The sequence below is a fragment of the Bradyrhizobium guangdongense genome, assembly GCF_006483445.1.
Taxonomy (GTDB): domain Bacteria; phylum Pseudomonadota; class Alphaproteobacteria; order Rhizobiales; family Xanthobacteraceae; genus Bradyrhizobium; species Bradyrhizobium guangdongense_A.
In genome coordinates this window covers 1-16,461 of the sequence record NZ_PPPT01000170.1, presented here as the reverse complement: position 1 = coordinate 16,461, position 16,461 = coordinate 1, and the positions used below count along the sequence as shown (strand labels likewise).

The window sequence follows — 16,461 nt, the reverse complement described above, 5'->3', positions numbered from 1 at the left end:
AAAGACGAAGGCCAACAGGATCATGGTGCGGTCGAGCGGAATATGCGGCTTGACGGCGGTAGCAGCGGATTCCTTCGCGCCCTTGATCTTCGGCAGCATGATGAGGTTGAGCGGCAGGCCGATGAGGATATGAGCGGCGGCCCAGGCAAAGCAGGTGTCGCGCCAGCCGATATGCGCAAGGCCCCAGGCCGTCAGCGGCCAGCCGACGGTCGAGGCAAATCCCGCCATCAGCGTGATGCCGGTGATCGGGCCGCGTGCATTGACACCGTAGATGCGGCCGAGCGCGGCAAAGGCGGCATCGTAGAGACCGAGCGCCATGCCGACGCCGAGGATGAGCCAGGCGATCGACATCACGACGAGATTTTGCGAGAGGCCGAGCAGCACGAGGCCCGCTGATATCGTCAGGTTCGAGCCTGACAGCACCTGGCGGCCACCGACGAGATCGATTTGCCGCCCGATGCGCGGCCCGAGCATCGCCGAGATCACCAGCGAGGCCGAGAACGCGCCGAAAATCCAGTTCGAGGAGATGCCGAGATCGCGCCCGATCGGATCGGCGAGAATCGCCGGCAGATAGTAGCTGGAGGCCCAGGCGAGCGTCTGCGTGGTGCCGAGCGCCAGAATGATCGGAAGCTGTCGCTGGCTCATTGCGGCGCGTTTCCGAGTCTGGCAGGCGGCGAAATCATCGCTCGCATTTGCATCCTGCATGGCGGGCGCGTCAACACCATGGCTCGGCATATTCGACCTGCGCAAGGCGGGATGCTGAGCGTAGCGCCGGTCCTGAGCGCGTCACACCGACGTCTGCCTTTCGCCGGTCACGAAGACACGGCATAATGGCGTATGCAAATAACCTCCCGCCTCGACCTGATGAACTGGCTGACCGGCCAGGGCCTCACCGGCTTGCCTGAAGCCGAGCTGCTGCGCGGCTTCTGCGAGCGCTGTCGCGCAGAGGGGCTGGAGCTGTCGCGCGGGCTCGTCATCATCGACACCTTGCATCCGATCTATGAAGGGCGCGCCTTCCGCTGGAGCGATGTGCCGAGCAACGAAAGCGATGTCATCGAATACGGCTCGACGGCCGAGGGCGACGCGGCCAAGAACTGGCGCCGTTCCACCTTCTTCCACATGCTCGAGCATGGCCATGACGAGATGGTGCTCGATCTCGCCGACGCCCCGTCGCTCGACTTTTCGCAGCTCGACGAACTCGCCGAGAAGGGCCACCGGCACTATCTCGCCTTCGTGCATCGCTTCGGCGAGAACGGTGCGCTTGGGCAGATGGACTGCCTCTATTCCAATTGGTCGACGCGGCGGGAGGCGGGATTCAGCGAGCTTGAGCTCGCCGCGTTGCGCGACCTCGTGCCGGTGTTGGGGCTCGCCGTGAAATCCGCGCAGCAGGTCGACATCGCGCGCACGCTCGGCCGCGTCTATCTCGGGCGCGATGCGTCCCAGCAGGTGCTGAGCGGGCGCATCTCGCGCGGCGTCACCGAGCGCATCAAGGCCGTGCTCTGGTATTCGGATTTGCGCGGCTCGACGGGGATCAGCGAGAGCATCGGTCCCGACGAGATCATCCCGTTCCTCAACGACTATGCGCAGGCCGTGATCGATGCGATCCATGACGCCGGCGGCGACGTGCTGAAGCTGATCGGCGACGGCGTGCTGGCGATGTTCGCCGGCGACGACATGGCGGTCTCGCGTCGCGCGGCGCTGCGCGCCGAGCATCTGTTCCGCAAGAATGTGACCGCGCTGAACGCCCGCCGGGCCACCGCCGGACAGCCCGTCACGTCGGCCTATATCGGCCTGCATGTCGGCGAGGTCTTCTACGGCAATATCGGCAGCGAGGACCGGCTGGATTTCACGGTGGTCGGCCCGACCGTCAACGAGGTCAGCCGCATCGCCTCGATGAGCCGCTCGGTCGATCGCGAGCTGCTGGCGTCGGCGGAATTCTACAAGGGCCTCGACGCCACCGGCCGCCGCTACCTCGTCTCCACCGGCCGCTACGCGCTGCGCGGCATCGGCCGCGCGCAGGATCTCTATACGCTCGACCCGGATATCGCGACCAACGAGCCGGTGACGGGGAGTTACGAGCGGTACCTGGCGGGATAGCTGCGCTGCTCCCCCGGTGTCGTCCTGGCGAAAGCCAGGACGACACCGAGGATTGAGCTAACACCGCGCGACCGCACCATCGCCGACCATCTCCGGCTGACGATCGAGCGCCACCGCCGGCGACAGCCAGATCACCAGCGCCTGCACGCCAAAAATCACTGCGGCAAGACAGAGCGATGCTTCCGCGCTCCAGAGGCCGCCGACGATCGCCCCCAGCGCCGAGCCCAAGGGGCGCGCGCCATAGCTCATGATGTTGATGGCCGAGACGCGGCCGAGCAGGCGGGGCGGCGTCACCGATTGCCGCAAGGTCGTGGTCGAGATCACCCAGAGGATCGGGCCGACGCCGAGCAGGAAGAAGCTCAACGCCGCGAGCCACGGCGTCGGGATCAGAACCGTCAGCGCCATCACCAGTGCTGCGACGAAACCGGTCACGGGTCCAAGCCCGACGACGATGCCGAAGGCGAGGCGGCGCATCACGCGGGTCGCGAGCAGGGCGCCGATCACCATGCCGACGCCGTACATCGTCAGCACGATGCCGATTCCGGTCGCCGACAGCCCGAGATGGCGCACCGCATAGGGCACGAACACGGCGAGCTGGAGGAACCAGGCGGTGTTGAAGATGAACTGGGTGATGAACACCGGCCGCAGCAGCGCGTGGTGGAAGACGAAGGTGGCACCCTCGCGGATCTCCTGCAGCGGATGCCGGCGTGGGGTCTCAGCGCGTGCGGGTTCGTAGATGCCGCGCAGCAGCACGACTGCGACGGCGGAGAGCACGGCGGCAAAGCCGAAGGCGGGACTGGCGCCGAACCAGCCGACCAGCGCACCGCCGAGTGCGGGACCACTTGCAAAAGCGATGGTGCGCGCGAGCTCGATCCGTGCGTTGGCGGCCGGGAGCAGCTCCGGTCCGACCAAAGCGGGCACCAGCGCCGGCGCTGCGACGCTGTAGACCACGGTGCCGCAGACCGCGGCAAAGCCGAGCAGGGCGAGCAGGGGCAGGTTGAGCGCGTTCGTCGCGACCAAGAGCACAATGGACGCCAGCGCCAGCGCCCGCAACGCCTCGGCCCCCGCCATCAGCGAGCGGCGCGACATGCGGTCGGCGAGCAGGCCCGCGGGGATCGCGAACAGCACGAAGGGCAGGGTGAGGGCGGTCTGCAGCAGGCCGCTCGCGCCCTCGGCGACTCCGAGCGTCAGCACGGCGGCGATGGGGGCGGCGGCAAGCGCGATCTGCTCGGCGGACTGGGCCGCGAGATTGGACCAGGCGAGGCGGTTGAAAGTTGCCGGAAGCGTGGAGCTGGTTGACATGGCTCATTCCCTGGAAGTGCGATTTGCCCGCACTATTCGCCCCGGTGGCGGTCAAACCCACCCGCTTCCCGACAAGGCAGGGCATGACGGCTCCCCCCGACGGAAACCGATCCGGCTAGATGCAGTTGCAAATGAGTTGCAATAAGGACCAAGTTGGGTATTCTCCTCCCATGGATGCTCGATCACCCGATTTGACCGCCGATACTGGCTGGCGCGCCGATGCGCCTGTGACCAAGAGCCTGGCCGAGGTGAACGGCACCGTCGCCTTGCCCGCCTCGGGCATCTGGTGGCGGCGGCTGCTGGCCTTTGTCGGCCCGGGCTATCTCGTCTCCGTCGGCTACATGGATCCCGGCAATTGGGCGACTGATCTCGCGGGTGGGTCGAAGTTCGGCTACACGCTGCTCTCGGTCATCCTGCTTTCGAATTTGATGGCGATCCTGCTGCAGTCGCTGGCTGCACGGCTCGGCATCGTCACCGATCGCGACTTGGCGCAGGCCTGCCGCGGGACCTATTCGCCGCCGGTCAATTTCCTGCTTTGGCTCGCCTGCGAGGCGGCGATCATCGCTTGCGACCTCGCCGAGGTGATCGGCACCGCGATCGCGCTCAAACTCCTGTTCGGCATCCCCCTGATCGGCGGCGCCCTGATCGCAGCACTCGACGCCTTCCTGCTGCTGATCCTGATGAATCGCGGCTTCCGCTTCCTGGAAGCCTTCGTCATCTCACTGCTGGTCGTGATCGCGGTGTGCTTCACGATCCAGATCGCCGCTGCAGCGCCGCCGATTGCCGCTGTCATGAGGGGATTTGTGCCGTCGACCGAGATATTCATCAACCCCGACATGCTCTACATCGCGATCGGCATCATCGGCGCGACGGTCATGCCGCATAATCTCTATCTGCATTCCTCGATCGTGCAGACGCGCGCCTATGCGCGGACCGACGAGGGCCGGCGCGAGGCGATCAAATGGGCGACGACCGATTCAACCATCGCCCTGATGCTGGCGCTGTTCATCAATGCCGCGATTTTGGTGGTGGCGGCCGCGACCTTCCACAAGAGCGGCCATGCCGACGTCGCCGAGATCGGTCAGGCTTTTGAGCTGCTGTCGCCGCTGCTCGGTCTCGGCATCGCCTCGACGCTGTTCGCTGTTGCGCTGCTCGCCTCCGGCCTCAACTCGACGGTGACGGCGACGCTGGCCGGCCAGATCGTGATGGAGGGTTTTCTCGACCTGCGCCTGCCGAGCTGGGCGCGTCGTCTCCTGACCCGCGGCATCGCCATCGTCCCCGTCATCATCGTCACGGCTGTTTATGGCGAGCGCGGTACCGCCGATCTCCTGGTGTTCAGCCAGGTCATCCTCTCGATGCAGTTGCCCTTTGCGGTCATCCCGCTGGTGCGGTTCGTGTCGGACCGGCGCAAGATGGGCCAGTTCGTCATCCCGGCCTCGGTCGCCGCGGTCGCCTGGATCGTTGCCGCAGTGATCGTGGTTCTGAACCTGAAGCTGCTGTACGATACGCTGACCGGCTGAGTGTCGGCCGGTTGCGGTTGCCGCCTTGGTCAGGGGCAACCGGGTTCGGGCATCCCCTCTCAGCTTTCATAGGGCTCGCCGGACTGTCTTGGATCGGCACGGGCCGATTTCGCTTTTCAATTTCTACGAGGTGCGTATACTCATTTCAATTTTTGATAGGGCAGGGACATATTGTGACATCGTTTGTTTCGAGAAGGATTTCTTTCCCCGCAGGATGATCGGCGGTCCGGCGTCGCACTAGGTGCGCCGACGGCATTTATTTCGGACTTGCTTATCGGTGGCGCGTGACCTCGGTCGGCGCGCGAGACCTTTGGACAGGTCCGCTGTCTTTGACGACGACTTTTCTGTTCTGCTGCGCAGGTTCACGTCTTGGGAGGAGACGATGATCACGCCCGTCAGCGTGCGTTATTTCATTCAAATTCTTGATCGTCGTGTGCTGCCGTGACCAGGTGTCCCGCTTGCTCGGCCCGTGTTGCCCGCGAGCACCGCTACTGCTCGCAATGCGGCGCCAGCCTCAATGTCGAAGCGGACCAGCCGTCCGCGCTCCTGTCATCAGACGCAGGGGATCGCGATGCGCGCATCATCCTGCTGCATGACCGGCCCAGATTGCGGTCGCAGGTGCTGACCGAGAACAAGCAGGTCAGTGTGCTGTTCGTCGACGTCTGCGACTCGACGTCGCTGTTGCAGCATGCGGACCCCGAGGAATCCCGCAACTATCTCGGCAAGGCGCTGGATCATCTCGCCGACGCGGTCGAGACCTATGGCGGCACCGTCAGCCAACTGCTCGGCGATGGCCTCGTCGCTCTGTTCGGCGCGCCGCTGGCACAGGAGGATCACGCGCTCCGCGCGTGTCTCGCCGCGCTCAAGATGCAGCGGGCCAGCATTCCCGGCCACGACAGCGATGGCGTCGCCGCGCCGCGGCTGCGCATCGGCATCAATTCAGGCGAGGTCCTCGTCGGCATCGTCGGACAATATCAGTGGTCGCATTACGGTGCGGACGGCAAGACGATTCACCTCGCGTCGCGGCTCGAAAAGATGGCCGCCCCCGGAGGCATTTTGGTCAGCGCCGCGACCCAGCGCCTGGTCGCCCAGCAGATCGACACGCGGCCGATCGGGGTGCGAACCGTACGCGGGCTGGATGTCCCGATCGAGCTCCATGAAGTCGTGGTCGAGACCGAGAGTTCGGCGGCAGCACCTTTGACGCGGAAGCAGCGCTGGGCGCCGCTGGTCGGACGCGACGACTCGTTTCGGATGCTGGGGACGGACCTGGAAGCCGTTCGCAAGGGCGGCATGCGGACCATCGGGCTGCGCGGCGAGGCCGGGATCGGAAAGTCCCGCCTGATCGCCGACTGGGCGGCCGCTCTCACGAGCGAGGGCGTCGATGTCTGTCTCTCACAAGCGAGAAGCTATGCGAGCACGCGCGCCTACAGCACCGCCGCCGACCTGGTGGCAAGCCTGATGGACCTGCCGCGCTCGGGCGCGGCGGATGCCAGGCAGAGCGCGATGCAGGCGCTGACCGCGGACTGGCCGTCCGATGGCACGGACCATCTTGCGGCGGTGAACGATCTGCTTGGCCTCGCGCCGCCGGACGCGGCGTGGCTGGCGCTGAGCCCGGCACAAAGACGGCGCCGTGTCGGCGAGGCGCTGCTGTGGCTCGTGCACAGGTGCGTCAAGGCAGGTCCGTTCGTGCTGGTGCTGGAAGACGTGTTTCTGGCCGATCGCGAAAGCCGGCGGCTGTTCGAATCCATGCTGCCCCGGCTTCAGGGACTTCCGGTCCTGGTTTGCGTCAGCTACCGCCCGGATTTCGAGCATCAATGGGGCCAGGCTGTCTGGTTCTCGGAGCGGACGATCGCGCCGCTGGGCGATGCCGAAATGCTCGCGCTTGCACGCGCCCTGCTTGGCGATGATCCCTCGGTGCTCGCCGTCACCAGCGAACTGGTCGGTCGCGCCGACGGCAACCCGTTCTTCCTCGAGCAATTGGTCATCACCCTGATCGACGAGGGATCGCTGGAGGGAACGCCGGGCGCGTACCGTTTGCAGAAGCCGCTCGGGGAGCTGCGTGTCCCGGGCTCCATCGCCGCCGTCATCAGCGCGCGGGTGGACAGGCTGCCTGACGCCGCGAAGTCGGCGCTGGAAGCAGCGAGCGTTCTCGGCGATCCCGTCACGCGCGACCTCATCGCCGCCATGCAGGCCGTCGATCTCGTGCGTGCCCAGGAACTGCTCGGCCTCTGCGTCGCATCCGGATTGCTGACGAGCCCTGATCCGGCGCGCGATTCGCTCGAGCCGCACGCCTTCGTCTTCCGCCATGCGCTGGTGCGCGACGTCGTGCTCGGAGCGCTGACGCGTACGCGGCTCAAGGCGCTGCATCGGCAGGCCTTCCTGGCCTTGCACGCGCAGCCGGGCGCGGCCGACGCCGATGCTGCGCCGGCGCTGGCCCATCATGCCTTCAGGGGCGAGGAGTGGGAGCAGGCGGCGAAGTTCGCCGTCAAGTCGATGACGCGCGCGATCTCGCGCTCGGCCAATCAGGAAGCGCTGCAATTGTTCGAGAAGGGCGTTCAGGCGGCGCGCCGTGTCGACGGGGCATCGACGGCGCAAACGCTCGAGCTTGCGCTACGGCTGGAAGCTATCGGGGCCATGATGGCGCTCGGACAGATCGACGAGATCTTTGGCAATATGGAGCGCGCGGAAGCGATCGCCGTGCAACTGAACGATCAGCGTGCGCGTGCGGCGGTTGCGACCGAAACCGCGGTGTTTCTATGGATGCGCGGACGATTCGAGCAAGGTCTGCGGCACGCCACGCAAGGGCTGGACGCGGCCCGCCTTGCGCAGCGGCGCCACATGATGATGGCGGCGCATCAGACCCGTCTCATGCACTTTCATGCCCTTGGCCGATATGCCGAGGCCGCGGTGGAAGGCCGGGTCCTGCTGGCCGATTACGGATCCGAATTGTCGGCGCATTACGTGCAGGCCGGGTGGGCCGCCATTCCCATCATCAATCTGTACGCATTCCACGCCAGCACGCTCTGGCGTCTGGGCGACGTCGAGGCCGGACACGAGATTTGCACACGTGCCTACGACATTCTGTCGAATGTCGACCATCCGTATTCCCGGTTGCTGGTCGACACCGTCCAGGCCCAGATGTGGCTCGAGAATGACGAACTGGAACGGGCCGAAGCCCTGACGCGCAAGGGCGTGCAACAATGCATGACGCATAACGTGCCGACCATGCTCGCCGTCTGCACCGGCGTGCTGGGCAGGGCGCTCGCGCGCAACGGCAAGGCCGCCGAGGCGGCCCGGCTGCTGGAGAAGGGGTTTGCCGACCGCATCCACGACGCGGCCGGTCCCTATGGCCGCACCTTCATGCGCGTCAGCCTCGGCATTGCCTATCGCAATCTCGACCGGCTTGACGAAGCGGTGACGGTCGGACGCAAGGCCGTCGAGCAGGCCGGCGAAGAGTACGGCCACCAGACCGAAGCCCTGTACGAACTCGCTGAAACGCTGCGGCATGCCGGCAACGCGGCGGAGGCCGAAGCCTGCTTCACGCGGACCGCAGAGGCTGCGGATCGCTTGGGCATGCCTTTCTACCAGAAACGGGCCGCCGAAGCCCTCGCAGACCTGCGCAAGGATTGGAACGCAGCATGAAGCTTACACCCGGCACACCTGACGCACTGGCTCCGGGGCTCCGCAGCCTGTCCTACGGCATCTTTTGCTGGGCCAATCGCAATCCGGGCGCTTTGCGCAAGATCGGCTGGGTACTCCGGCGTTGGCCGTTCGTCGGCGGCTGGTTCGGCATGGCGGCCCGCGCCAGCGCCGTCAAAGCCGTGCTGACGCGGCCGAACAGTTTTTCGAACACGGCGCATGCGGGCAACCTTTCGGCCGGCGACTATCTGATCGGAATGGATCCGGGCCCGACCTATGCGGCCGACAAGAGTTTGCTGGATGATCGGCTGGCTGATCTTGACTTGAAATTGCCGGCCGACGCCGACGCAGAGGTTAAGAGGCTCGTCAACGAGCTCGGGGCGCTGGGCAAGAACAAGCCGTTCGATCTGATCGACAAATATCTGATGTGGATCGTATTGCGTGCGATGGACCCACTTTTCGGTGCCGCGACGCCGAGGGTTGCTGCGGGAGTGAATGGCAACATTAACGATCCCGGGCTGCAGAAGCAGTACATGATGGAGATCCGTTATGTCGCCGGGCAACTTTTAGCTGGGAGCACGGCGACACTGCGGGTTCAGCGACGGGCAGAGCTCAATTCGGACGCGCTGAAGGCGCGCATCGCCGCTGTGAGGACGGACATCGAGAATGCGTGGAACGTGCATGGGCGCTCCGCCGATTTCATCGACCGAAACGCAGTTGGACTTGCCTGGATATCGCATCCAGTGACGGTGCAATCAGGAGCTCTCGCAGTGCAAGAGCTTCTCGGGCGCCCCGAGGTTCACAAAGCACTGCGTGAGGAGGCACGGCGGCTCCAGCAAATCGGCCCGGATGAGGTTTGGCAGAACAAGGCTTTCCGCACATCCGTTTACAATCATGTGCTCGAGTTGATGCGCTTCCGGCCGATCTTTCCGCTGCTCGCTCGCGATGTGCCGCGCGACACCGAGTTCGTGACAGGCGCGAGGCACAACGCGACGTGTCCCGCCGGCGGAAAGATGGCGATCTGGTCGATCTCAGCCATGTTCGATCCAGATGTGACGAAGGACATCAAGCCATTCAAGGACATCAGCCAATTTTGCCCAACACGCAACTGGGGCAATCAGGCGGACTTGCGGTGGCTGATGTTCGGCTACGGCACCCGCCAATGTCCCGCCATGAAATACGCGGTCGAAATCCTGACCAGTGCGCTGATCGGCCTGTTGATCCTGCCCGAGCTGAAACTGGCGCGGGGCGAGGGCAAGGCCATCGCCTACGATGGAGCGCTGATGTCGCGTATGCTCGTGAATTTCATTTAGCAGGCGAGAGGGGACGGGCATGCTCGAAATGGTCCGCCAGCAGATGATCTGCATCGTCGTGCCGGGCTGGGAAGGCACGACCGAACTTGCCGAAAACGGCCCGGTCTTCACCGGGCTGGAAGATCTGTTGAGAAAAGTGGATGTGGTGCAGTTCGCCTCCGTCGCGCTGCTGCCGGCGAGGGCAGACGCGGAGGAGGAGACACCATCGCTGATGATGGAGCTGGCCATCGAGGAGGGCATTGATCCCTACGACATGCTTTACCGGCTGATCTGTCATCCAAGCGAGGCCATGTGGGCGCTCTACCGTTCGTACTGGCCCGATGGCGGTCCGCCGCTGCAGAGTGAGCGTAACCGGCAATTGCTCGACAAGCTGATGCCGTGCCTCAGCATCGCTGATGGCGGCTTCATCGGCGCCCGCGATCGAACGGCCCGGCAGATCGAGAAGGAGCAGGCTCTGCTTCAGTGGACGCGTGGTCAGGCGCGGGCCTTGAAAGCAACGGGGCAGTGCGGCGACGATCGCGCGGCGTTCGCGCTCGCGCTCGCCCAACGCGCATTCCAAAATCCGAGCTTCGATTGGGCGCTCGAGCCTGCACCACGATCCTATTGGCGCGGCAAGGGCGCGAGCACGTCCACGAAGATCGGCTTTGTGGTCGGGGCCTTCGTCCTGGGGCTTGTCGCGGTCTGGCTGGTCGGTGCGGTGCCACGCGGCGCAGTCGGCCTCTGGACCTGGCTGTTCGGCGCGCCGCATCCGGACGTGCTGGTGGTCGTGGCCTTCATCAGCAAAGCCAGTCGCTGGGTCCTGGGCGTGAGCCTCCGGACTGCGTTGGTCGTGCTCGTGGTCCTGTATTTCGGATGGCTGTTCCTGGTCGCGCTGCCGGCGTTGTTCAAGTCGTGGCGGCTGTGGCTGGAAAGCCTCTGGCGTGAGCTCGATCGACCGACCGAGACGTGGTCATCATGGTCCACCTACTGGGTCGGCTGGCTCGTCGTCGTGCCGCTCGCTCTTGCCGTTGTCGCCTTTGCGATGGTCTTCATCTTCTGTCCGCGGATCATCCTGGACGCCTATCATGCAGCGACGAAAGAACTTTATGGATGGCAGATCGTCGCCCTGGTCCTCCTCGCGCTCGTTGCGCTGATCGTCTTCGTCAACGTGTTCTCCAAGGTCAATCAGCGGGTTGCGAAGACGGGCAACTGGTTCTTCCATCCCTACGAAGACGATGTGCCGCGAGCCCAGCAAGTCCACGCGTCGATCGACCGGTGCGAGGGCCAATTGGTTGGCGGAACCGCGCACATGATCAGTCTGACCGACCTCCGCAGCCCGAACGGCTGGAGCGCGTGGTGGATACGGACGTCACTGCGCATCGTGACGTTCGCCGGACGCGTGTTCTTCACCGAGGGCCGGCTAGGGACTGCGCCGGGCATCCATTTCGGCCATTGGCACATCATCGAGGGCGGCCGCCGCTACCTGTTCTGCTCGAATTATGACGGCAGCTTTGGCGGCTATCTCGACGATTTCATCAATGGCGCGACGATCGGGACGACGCTGGCCTGGCGCTGGACCACGCTGAAGCCTCGTGGATCGGCGGGAGCCGGTCCGGCCGTGGACAAGCCGCGCAGCTTCCCACCAACTCGCTTTGGCGTTTTTCGGGGTGTGAAGTGCGAGCTGAAGTTCAAATCCTATGCGCGCGACAGCATGCTTCCGCACTTGTACCGCTTCGACAAATGCAAGACGCCGGTCGACCAGATCATCCTTGCCACCGGCCTGCGTGATGCACTGTTCGGCGAGCGCAATGACAGGAACGACGATCTGATCATGAGGGCCATCGAATCATGAAAGCGCAGGAAGCACCGCATCTCAGGGACCAGCTCAAGGACATTCAGGGAATGCTGAGGAGCGGTTATGGCTGGCTGCAGAGCAGCCGCTTCTGGCTGCTTTCGATCAGGGACGGTCATGAGGACGCGGCCCGGGCATGGCTCGCAGCCAAGAGCGGATTGGTGGTCAGTGCCGCGCGCATCGGGAAAGGGAAGCGCGTCGAGAATGCGGTTGCGATCGCGTTCAGCTATGCAGGGCTCACGAAGCTCGGGTGTCGGGAAACCGAGGCACATCCGTTCCCGACGCCGTTCCGCAGCGGCATGGGCAGCAAATTGCGTGAGCAACTGCTGAGAGACACTCCCCGCGACTGGCGCTGGTCCGACGTTGATGGCGCCGACTGCGGTCCCGTGCATGTCCTGATCGCCGAATGGACGCCGAAGGGCGCCGGACCGCTCATTACGGATATCGACGAAAAGGTTTTTTGCGTCATCAAGATCGAGAATGATCCCTGCTCCTTCCATGATATCGGCGGGGAAGAGAAATTGCGCGAGGCGTTCGGATTCCGCGATGGCCTCGCGCAACCCGTGATCCGGGGACTGAAACAGGACGACGATGTCGGGAAGGACAGGGATGAGATCGGTCCCCTCTATGATGATCGCCTCGTCTCGCCTGGCGAATTCATCCTCGGCTATCGCAACGAATATAACGAGCTCACCTATTGTCCCAATGTGGAGGGGTGGACGCAGTCGGGCCACGCCAAGTATCCCGGCGGCCGCTTTGCCCTGAACGGGAGCTATCTGGCGGTGCGCCAGATCAAGCAGAACGTAAAGGCGTTCGATGCCTTTCGTGACGCGTACGGTCAGGAGGTCTGCAACAAGGTGATGGGCCGCCAGGACAACGGCTTGCCGCTGGGTTGGAAATACGACCCGAACAACCCGATCTCGGACTCGCAAGCCGACGCGTTCCGGTTTCGTGTCGAGGATGCCAATGGCTTCGTGTGCCCGAGGGGAGCCCACATCCGCCGCGTGAACCCGAGGGACTCGCTGGGGACTGACGTGGAGTCCAGCATCACGTCGACCAAGCTGCACAGGCTGCTTCGCCGTGGCCGGCCCTATCTCGAAGAGAGCAAGGACGACACGCACAACGGCATCTTCTTCATCGCCTGCAATGCGGATCTCGAGCGGCAGTTCGAGTTCATCCACCAGCGCTGGGTTCGAAACCCGGGTTTTGGGACGCTGCACGCGGACGATCCGATCGCGGGGACGGACGATCCCACGGCTCTCCCGAAGACCTTCTCGATGCCGGGATTGGCGAGCGGTCAGGAGGTCTCTCTGGCTGCGTTCACGAAAACGCTGGGAGGCGGCTATTTCTTCCTGCCGGGAATTGCGGCGCTCAAATTTATCGTCGGGCTGCCGGTTGACGCCAAGGAGACCATCGCCGAACCGGCCAAAGTTGCGGCTGTCTGAAAGCCGTTGACGGAAGCGCTAGTCCTGCGGCTCGGACGCCGCATCGCCTTCGGCGTCGATGCGCAGCCAGCCTGACGGGGCAAGGCGCTGCTGCGGCAGGAAGCGGGCCTTGTAGTCCATCTTGCGCGAGCCATCTATCCAGTAGCCGAGATAGACGTAAGGCAGGCCTTGGCGTCGCGCGCGCGCGATGTGGTCGAGGATCATGAAGGTGCCGAGCGAGCGGGCTTCCTGGCTGGGGTCGAAGAAGGAGTAGACCATCGACAGACCGTCGCTGAGCACGTCGGTGAGCGCGACTGCGAGCAGCTCCTCGCCGCGGCCGGTGATGCCGCTGTCGGGGCCGCGTTTGCGATATTCGATGATGCGGGTCTCGACATGGCTGTCCTCGACCATCATGGCGTAGTCGAGCACGGTCATGTCGGCCATGCCGCCGTGGCGGTGGCGGGCGTCGAGATAGGAGCGGAACACCGAATATTGTTCGGAGGTCGGCACGGCACTGCGCTGGTCGCCGATGACGTCGGCGTTGCGGGCCATGACCTTGCGGAAGTTGCGGGAGGGGCGGAACTCGTTGGCGACCACCCGGACCGAGACACAGGCCCGGCACTGGTCGCAGGCGGGGCGGTAGGCGATCGACTGGCTGCGGCGGAAGCCGCCATGGGTCAGGAGGTCGTTCAAATCGCCCGCGCGGTCGCCCACGAGGTGCGTAAACACCTTGCGCTCATGCCGGCCCGGCAAATACGGGCAGGGCGAGGGCGCCGTGAGGTAAAACTGGGGGGTGTCGCGCGAGTGTTGGGTCAAGGGACGTCGTGGGCCTCCGAAACGGTCATCAGCATCGCGCCACGCAGGCCCTTGGTCAATCGGTTAGCTCACTATGGCCGAGCAGTCTGAGGAATGGGTGAACGGACCGAGGTGTTGATCACGACCGTGCCCAGGATGATGTCGTGCAGCAGGCGCCGGCGGCCGTTGAAGAGGCCGACCAGGACCACGAAGGGCGTCAGGAAAGAGACCGACACGTAGAACAGCACGGCGTGCATGGCCCCGAGCACGAAATACCCGGGCGCGCCGTACCAGGTGCGCAACTCCAGATCCATCACCCGCATGCCCAGCGTCGCCGAATGGGGACCCCCGATGCAGGCGCCGTAATAGACGATGGCCCAGATCACCGAGGCCGGCCAGGCCAACCAGAACAGCATCCAGCCGAGGCTCAGCGTGATGATGCCGAACACGAAAATGAAGATGTAGCCGAGCACGATCGGCACGGTGATCACGAGGCAGTCGATCAGGAAGGCGAACACCCGCCGCGTGGCGACGCCGCGGAACAGTTCCGGCTGCAGATAGGGGTCATAGGCGTGCCGATACATGTCGCCCGAATGGCCCTGATCCGAATAAGACATCGTCCGTCCTCCCGAGAGGGAAACTCCCGTGGCAGGACATGGGAAGAGGCCATCCCCGTGCCAAGGGCGCGGGGATTACCAAGCGGAAATTTTTGGGCGATTCGAGGGCTGGGTGTAGGGAGGCGATTCTGGCGCCACGATCTCGGCGCTGTAGGGTGGGCAAAGGCGCGCAGGCGCCGTGCCCACCATCTCACCCCGACTCGATGCAGCAAAAGTGGTGGGCACGCTTCGCTTTGCCCACCCTACAGCACTTGTGCCTACCCCTGCGCCCTGATCTTCTCGGCCGCCTTCGGCGCGAAATACGTCAGCACGCCGTCGGCGCCGGCGCGCTTGAAGGCGAGCAAGCTCTCCATCATCGCGCGCTCGCCGTCGAGCCAGCCGTTGTTGGCGGCGGCTGCGATCATCGCGTATTCGCCCGACACCTGATAGGCGAAGGTCGGCATCGCAAAGGTGTCCTTTACCCGCCGCACCACGTCGAGATAGGGCATGCCGGGCTTCACCATCACCATGTCGGCGCCTTCGGCAATGTCGAGCTCGACCTCGCGTAGCGCCTCGTCGGAGTTGGCACTGTCCATCTGGTAGGTGCGCTTGTCGCCGGTGAGCGTCTTGGCCGAGCCGATCGCGTCGCGGAACGGGCCGTAGAAGGCGGAGGCGTATTTCGCCGCATAGGCCATGATCTGCACGTCGAGGAGCCCTGCGCGATCCAGCCCCTCGCGGATCGCGCCGACGCGGCCGTCCATCATGTCGGAGGGAGCGATGATGTCGCAGCCGGCTTCGGCCTGCACCAGCGCCTGGCGCACCAGCACCGCGACCGTCTCGTCGTTGAGGATCTTGCCATCAGTGATGAGGCCGTCATGGCCGTGGCTGGTGTAGGGATCGAGCGCGACGTCGCAGAGCGTGCCGATCTCGGGGAATTCCTTCTTAATCGCGCGCACGGCCTTGCAGACGAGGTTGTCCGGATTGGTCGCTTCCGAACCCTCTTCGTCGCGCAGGGACGGATCGGTGTAGGGAAACAGCGCGATGCAGGGGATCGACAGCTTCATGGCGCGCTCGGCCTCGCGCACCGCCTGGTCGACACTGAGCCGGTCGACGCCGGGCATCGAGGCGACAGCCTCGCGCTTGTTGTTGCCGTCGATCAGGAACAGCGGCCAGATCAGGTCGTCGGTCGTCAGTACGTTCTCGCGCACCATGCGGCGCGCCCATTCGGCCTTGCGGTTGCGGCGCGGACGGATTGTCAGATCCAGGGCAGGGGTGGCGACAGCGCCGGGGCGCGCCACCTCGCGCAATTCGATCGGACGTCCGTATTTGATCGCCATTTCCTTGGTCTCCGAAGAATAGAACTATTCTTATAACAGCTCGCATGGTTCCCGTCACCGCGGCTTGACCTGCCGCAATCGGCCGGCAGGCGATTGATTTTGCGGGGCGAAGCGGCCAGAAGGGAACGATGTCCGAGACCACGACCCGCGACGCCCGCGACAATCCCAGGGACAACGCCCGGGACAATGCCATGTCGGTGGCCGCGATCTCTTCCGAGCGCCCCGAATCCGACGAGAACGTCTGGACGCGGCGCCTCGTGCTGTTCCTGCGCGTGATGGCGCTGCTCTCGATCCTCAAGGGCCTCTATCACTGGGCGCAGGTCACCGGCTTCGTCGGCGGCGAGGACGATGCGTTCGAGAACCAGTCGATGGCCTGGCAGGCGGCGACCGTCTACTTCGCGGTGATCGAGCTCGTCGCGGCCGTAGGCCTGTGGCTCGCAACGCCGTGGGGCGCGGTGGTGTGGCTGACCACCGTGGTGTCGATGGCTGTGATCGAGCTGATGTTCCCGGGTATCTACGGCGGCAGCCTCGTCGTCGTGGCGGTCGAAGCCATCATGCTCGGGGCTTATCTCGCGCTCGCCTGGATGGCCGCGCGCGAACGCCCGCC

12 protein-coding genes are annotated in these 16,461 nt (G+C 64.7%); 7 read left to right on the top strand and 5 right to left on the bottom strand.

Going from position 1 to position 16,461, the window contains the following annotated elements; all coding sequences use genetic code 11:
- Positions 1 to 645 (bottom strand): MFS transporter (locus tag C2U70_RS24160; RefSeq protein ID WP_140981120.1); only part of this gene is annotated, 645 nt, incomplete at its 3' end.
- A 192-nt stretch (positions 646 to 837) separates the two neighbouring features.
- Between C2U70_RS24160 and C2U70_RS24155 the strand changes: the two genes are divergently transcribed.
- Positions 838 to 2,097: an adenylate/guanylate cyclase domain-containing protein gene (locus C2U70_RS24155; RefSeq protein ID WP_140981118.1), complete on the top strand. Its 1,260-nt coding sequence runs from the start codon at positions 838 to 840 to the stop codon at positions 2,095 to 2,097.
- Between the two features lie 57 nt (positions 2,098 to 2,154).
- Here the strand turns inward: C2U70_RS24155 and C2U70_RS24150 are convergent, their stop codons facing one another.
- On the bottom strand, positions 2,155 to 3,399 hold the full coding sequence (locus C2U70_RS24150; RefSeq protein ID WP_140981116.1) for an MFS transporter: 1,245 nt from the start codon (positions 3,397 to 3,399) through the stop codon (positions 2,155 to 2,157).
- Positions 3,400 to 3,569: 170 nt separating this feature from the next.
- Between C2U70_RS24150 and C2U70_RS24145 the strand changes: the two genes are divergently transcribed.
- The 5 genes from C2U70_RS24145 to C2U70_RS24125 all read left to right on the top strand — a co-directional run bounded on the left by C2U70_RS24145 (position 3,570) and on the right by C2U70_RS24125 (position 13,147).
- Entirely contained in the window at positions 3,570 to 4,919 is a 1,350-nt protein-coding gene (locus tag C2U70_RS24145) for an Nramp family divalent metal transporter (protein WP_140981115.1), read from the top strand.
- A 441-nt stretch (positions 4,920 to 5,360) separates the two neighbouring features.
- Positions 5,361 to 8,561: an adenylate/guanylate cyclase domain-containing protein gene (locus tag C2U70_RS24140; RefSeq protein ID WP_140981113.1), complete on the top strand. Its 3,201-nt coding sequence runs from the start codon at positions 5,361 to 5,363 to the stop codon at positions 8,559 to 8,561.
- The gene (locus tag C2U70_RS24135) at positions 8,558 to 9,871 is read left to right on the top strand and encodes a cytochrome P450 (RefSeq protein WP_140981111.1); all 1,314 of its coding nucleotides are present in this window, start codon (positions 8,558 to 8,560) and stop codon (positions 9,869 to 9,871) included. Before C2U70_RS24140 ends, C2U70_RS24135 begins: the two co-directional genes overlap by 4 nt.
- Before the next feature lie 19 nt (positions 9,872 to 9,890).
- On the top strand, positions 9,891 to 11,702 hold the full coding sequence (locus C2U70_RS24130; RefSeq protein WP_140981109.1) for a hypothetical protein: 1,812 nt from the start codon (positions 9,891 to 9,893) through the stop codon (positions 11,700 to 11,702).
- Positions 11,699 to 13,147: a Dyp-type peroxidase gene (locus C2U70_RS24125; protein WP_140981108.1), complete on the top strand. Its 1,449-nt coding sequence runs from the start codon at positions 11,699 to 11,701 to the stop codon at positions 13,145 to 13,147. The genes C2U70_RS24130 and C2U70_RS24125 overlap by 4 nt, the downstream gene beginning before the upstream one ends.
- Before the next feature lie 18 nt (positions 13,148 to 13,165).
- On the opposite strand, the gene C2U70_RS24120 is transcribed toward C2U70_RS24125, so the two are convergent.
- The 3 genes from C2U70_RS24120 to hemB form a co-directional block, all read right to left on the bottom strand.
- A complete protein-coding gene (locus C2U70_RS24120) occupies positions 13,166 to 13,942 on the bottom strand; it encodes an arginyltransferase (RefSeq protein ID WP_140981106.1) in 777 nt (258 codons plus the stop codon).
- Positions 13,943 to 14,013: 71 nt separating this feature from the next.
- A complete protein-coding gene (locus tag C2U70_RS24115) occupies positions 14,014 to 14,538 on the bottom strand; it encodes an RDD family protein (protein WP_140981104.1) in 525 nt (174 codons plus the stop codon).
- A 257-nt stretch (positions 14,539 to 14,795) separates the two neighbouring features.
- Positions 14,796 to 15,854, bottom strand: a complete 1,059-nt coding sequence (hemB, locus tag C2U70_RS24110) for a porphobilinogen synthase (RefSeq protein ID WP_140981102.1) — start codon at positions 15,852 to 15,854, stop codon at positions 14,796 to 14,798.
- A gap of 128 nt (positions 15,855 to 15,982) precedes the next feature.
- Here hemB and C2U70_RS24105 point away from each other — a divergent pair.
- A partial coding sequence (locus C2U70_RS24105; protein WP_140981100.1) for a DUF6163 family protein occupies positions 15,983 to 16,461 on the top strand: 479 nt, incomplete at its 3' end.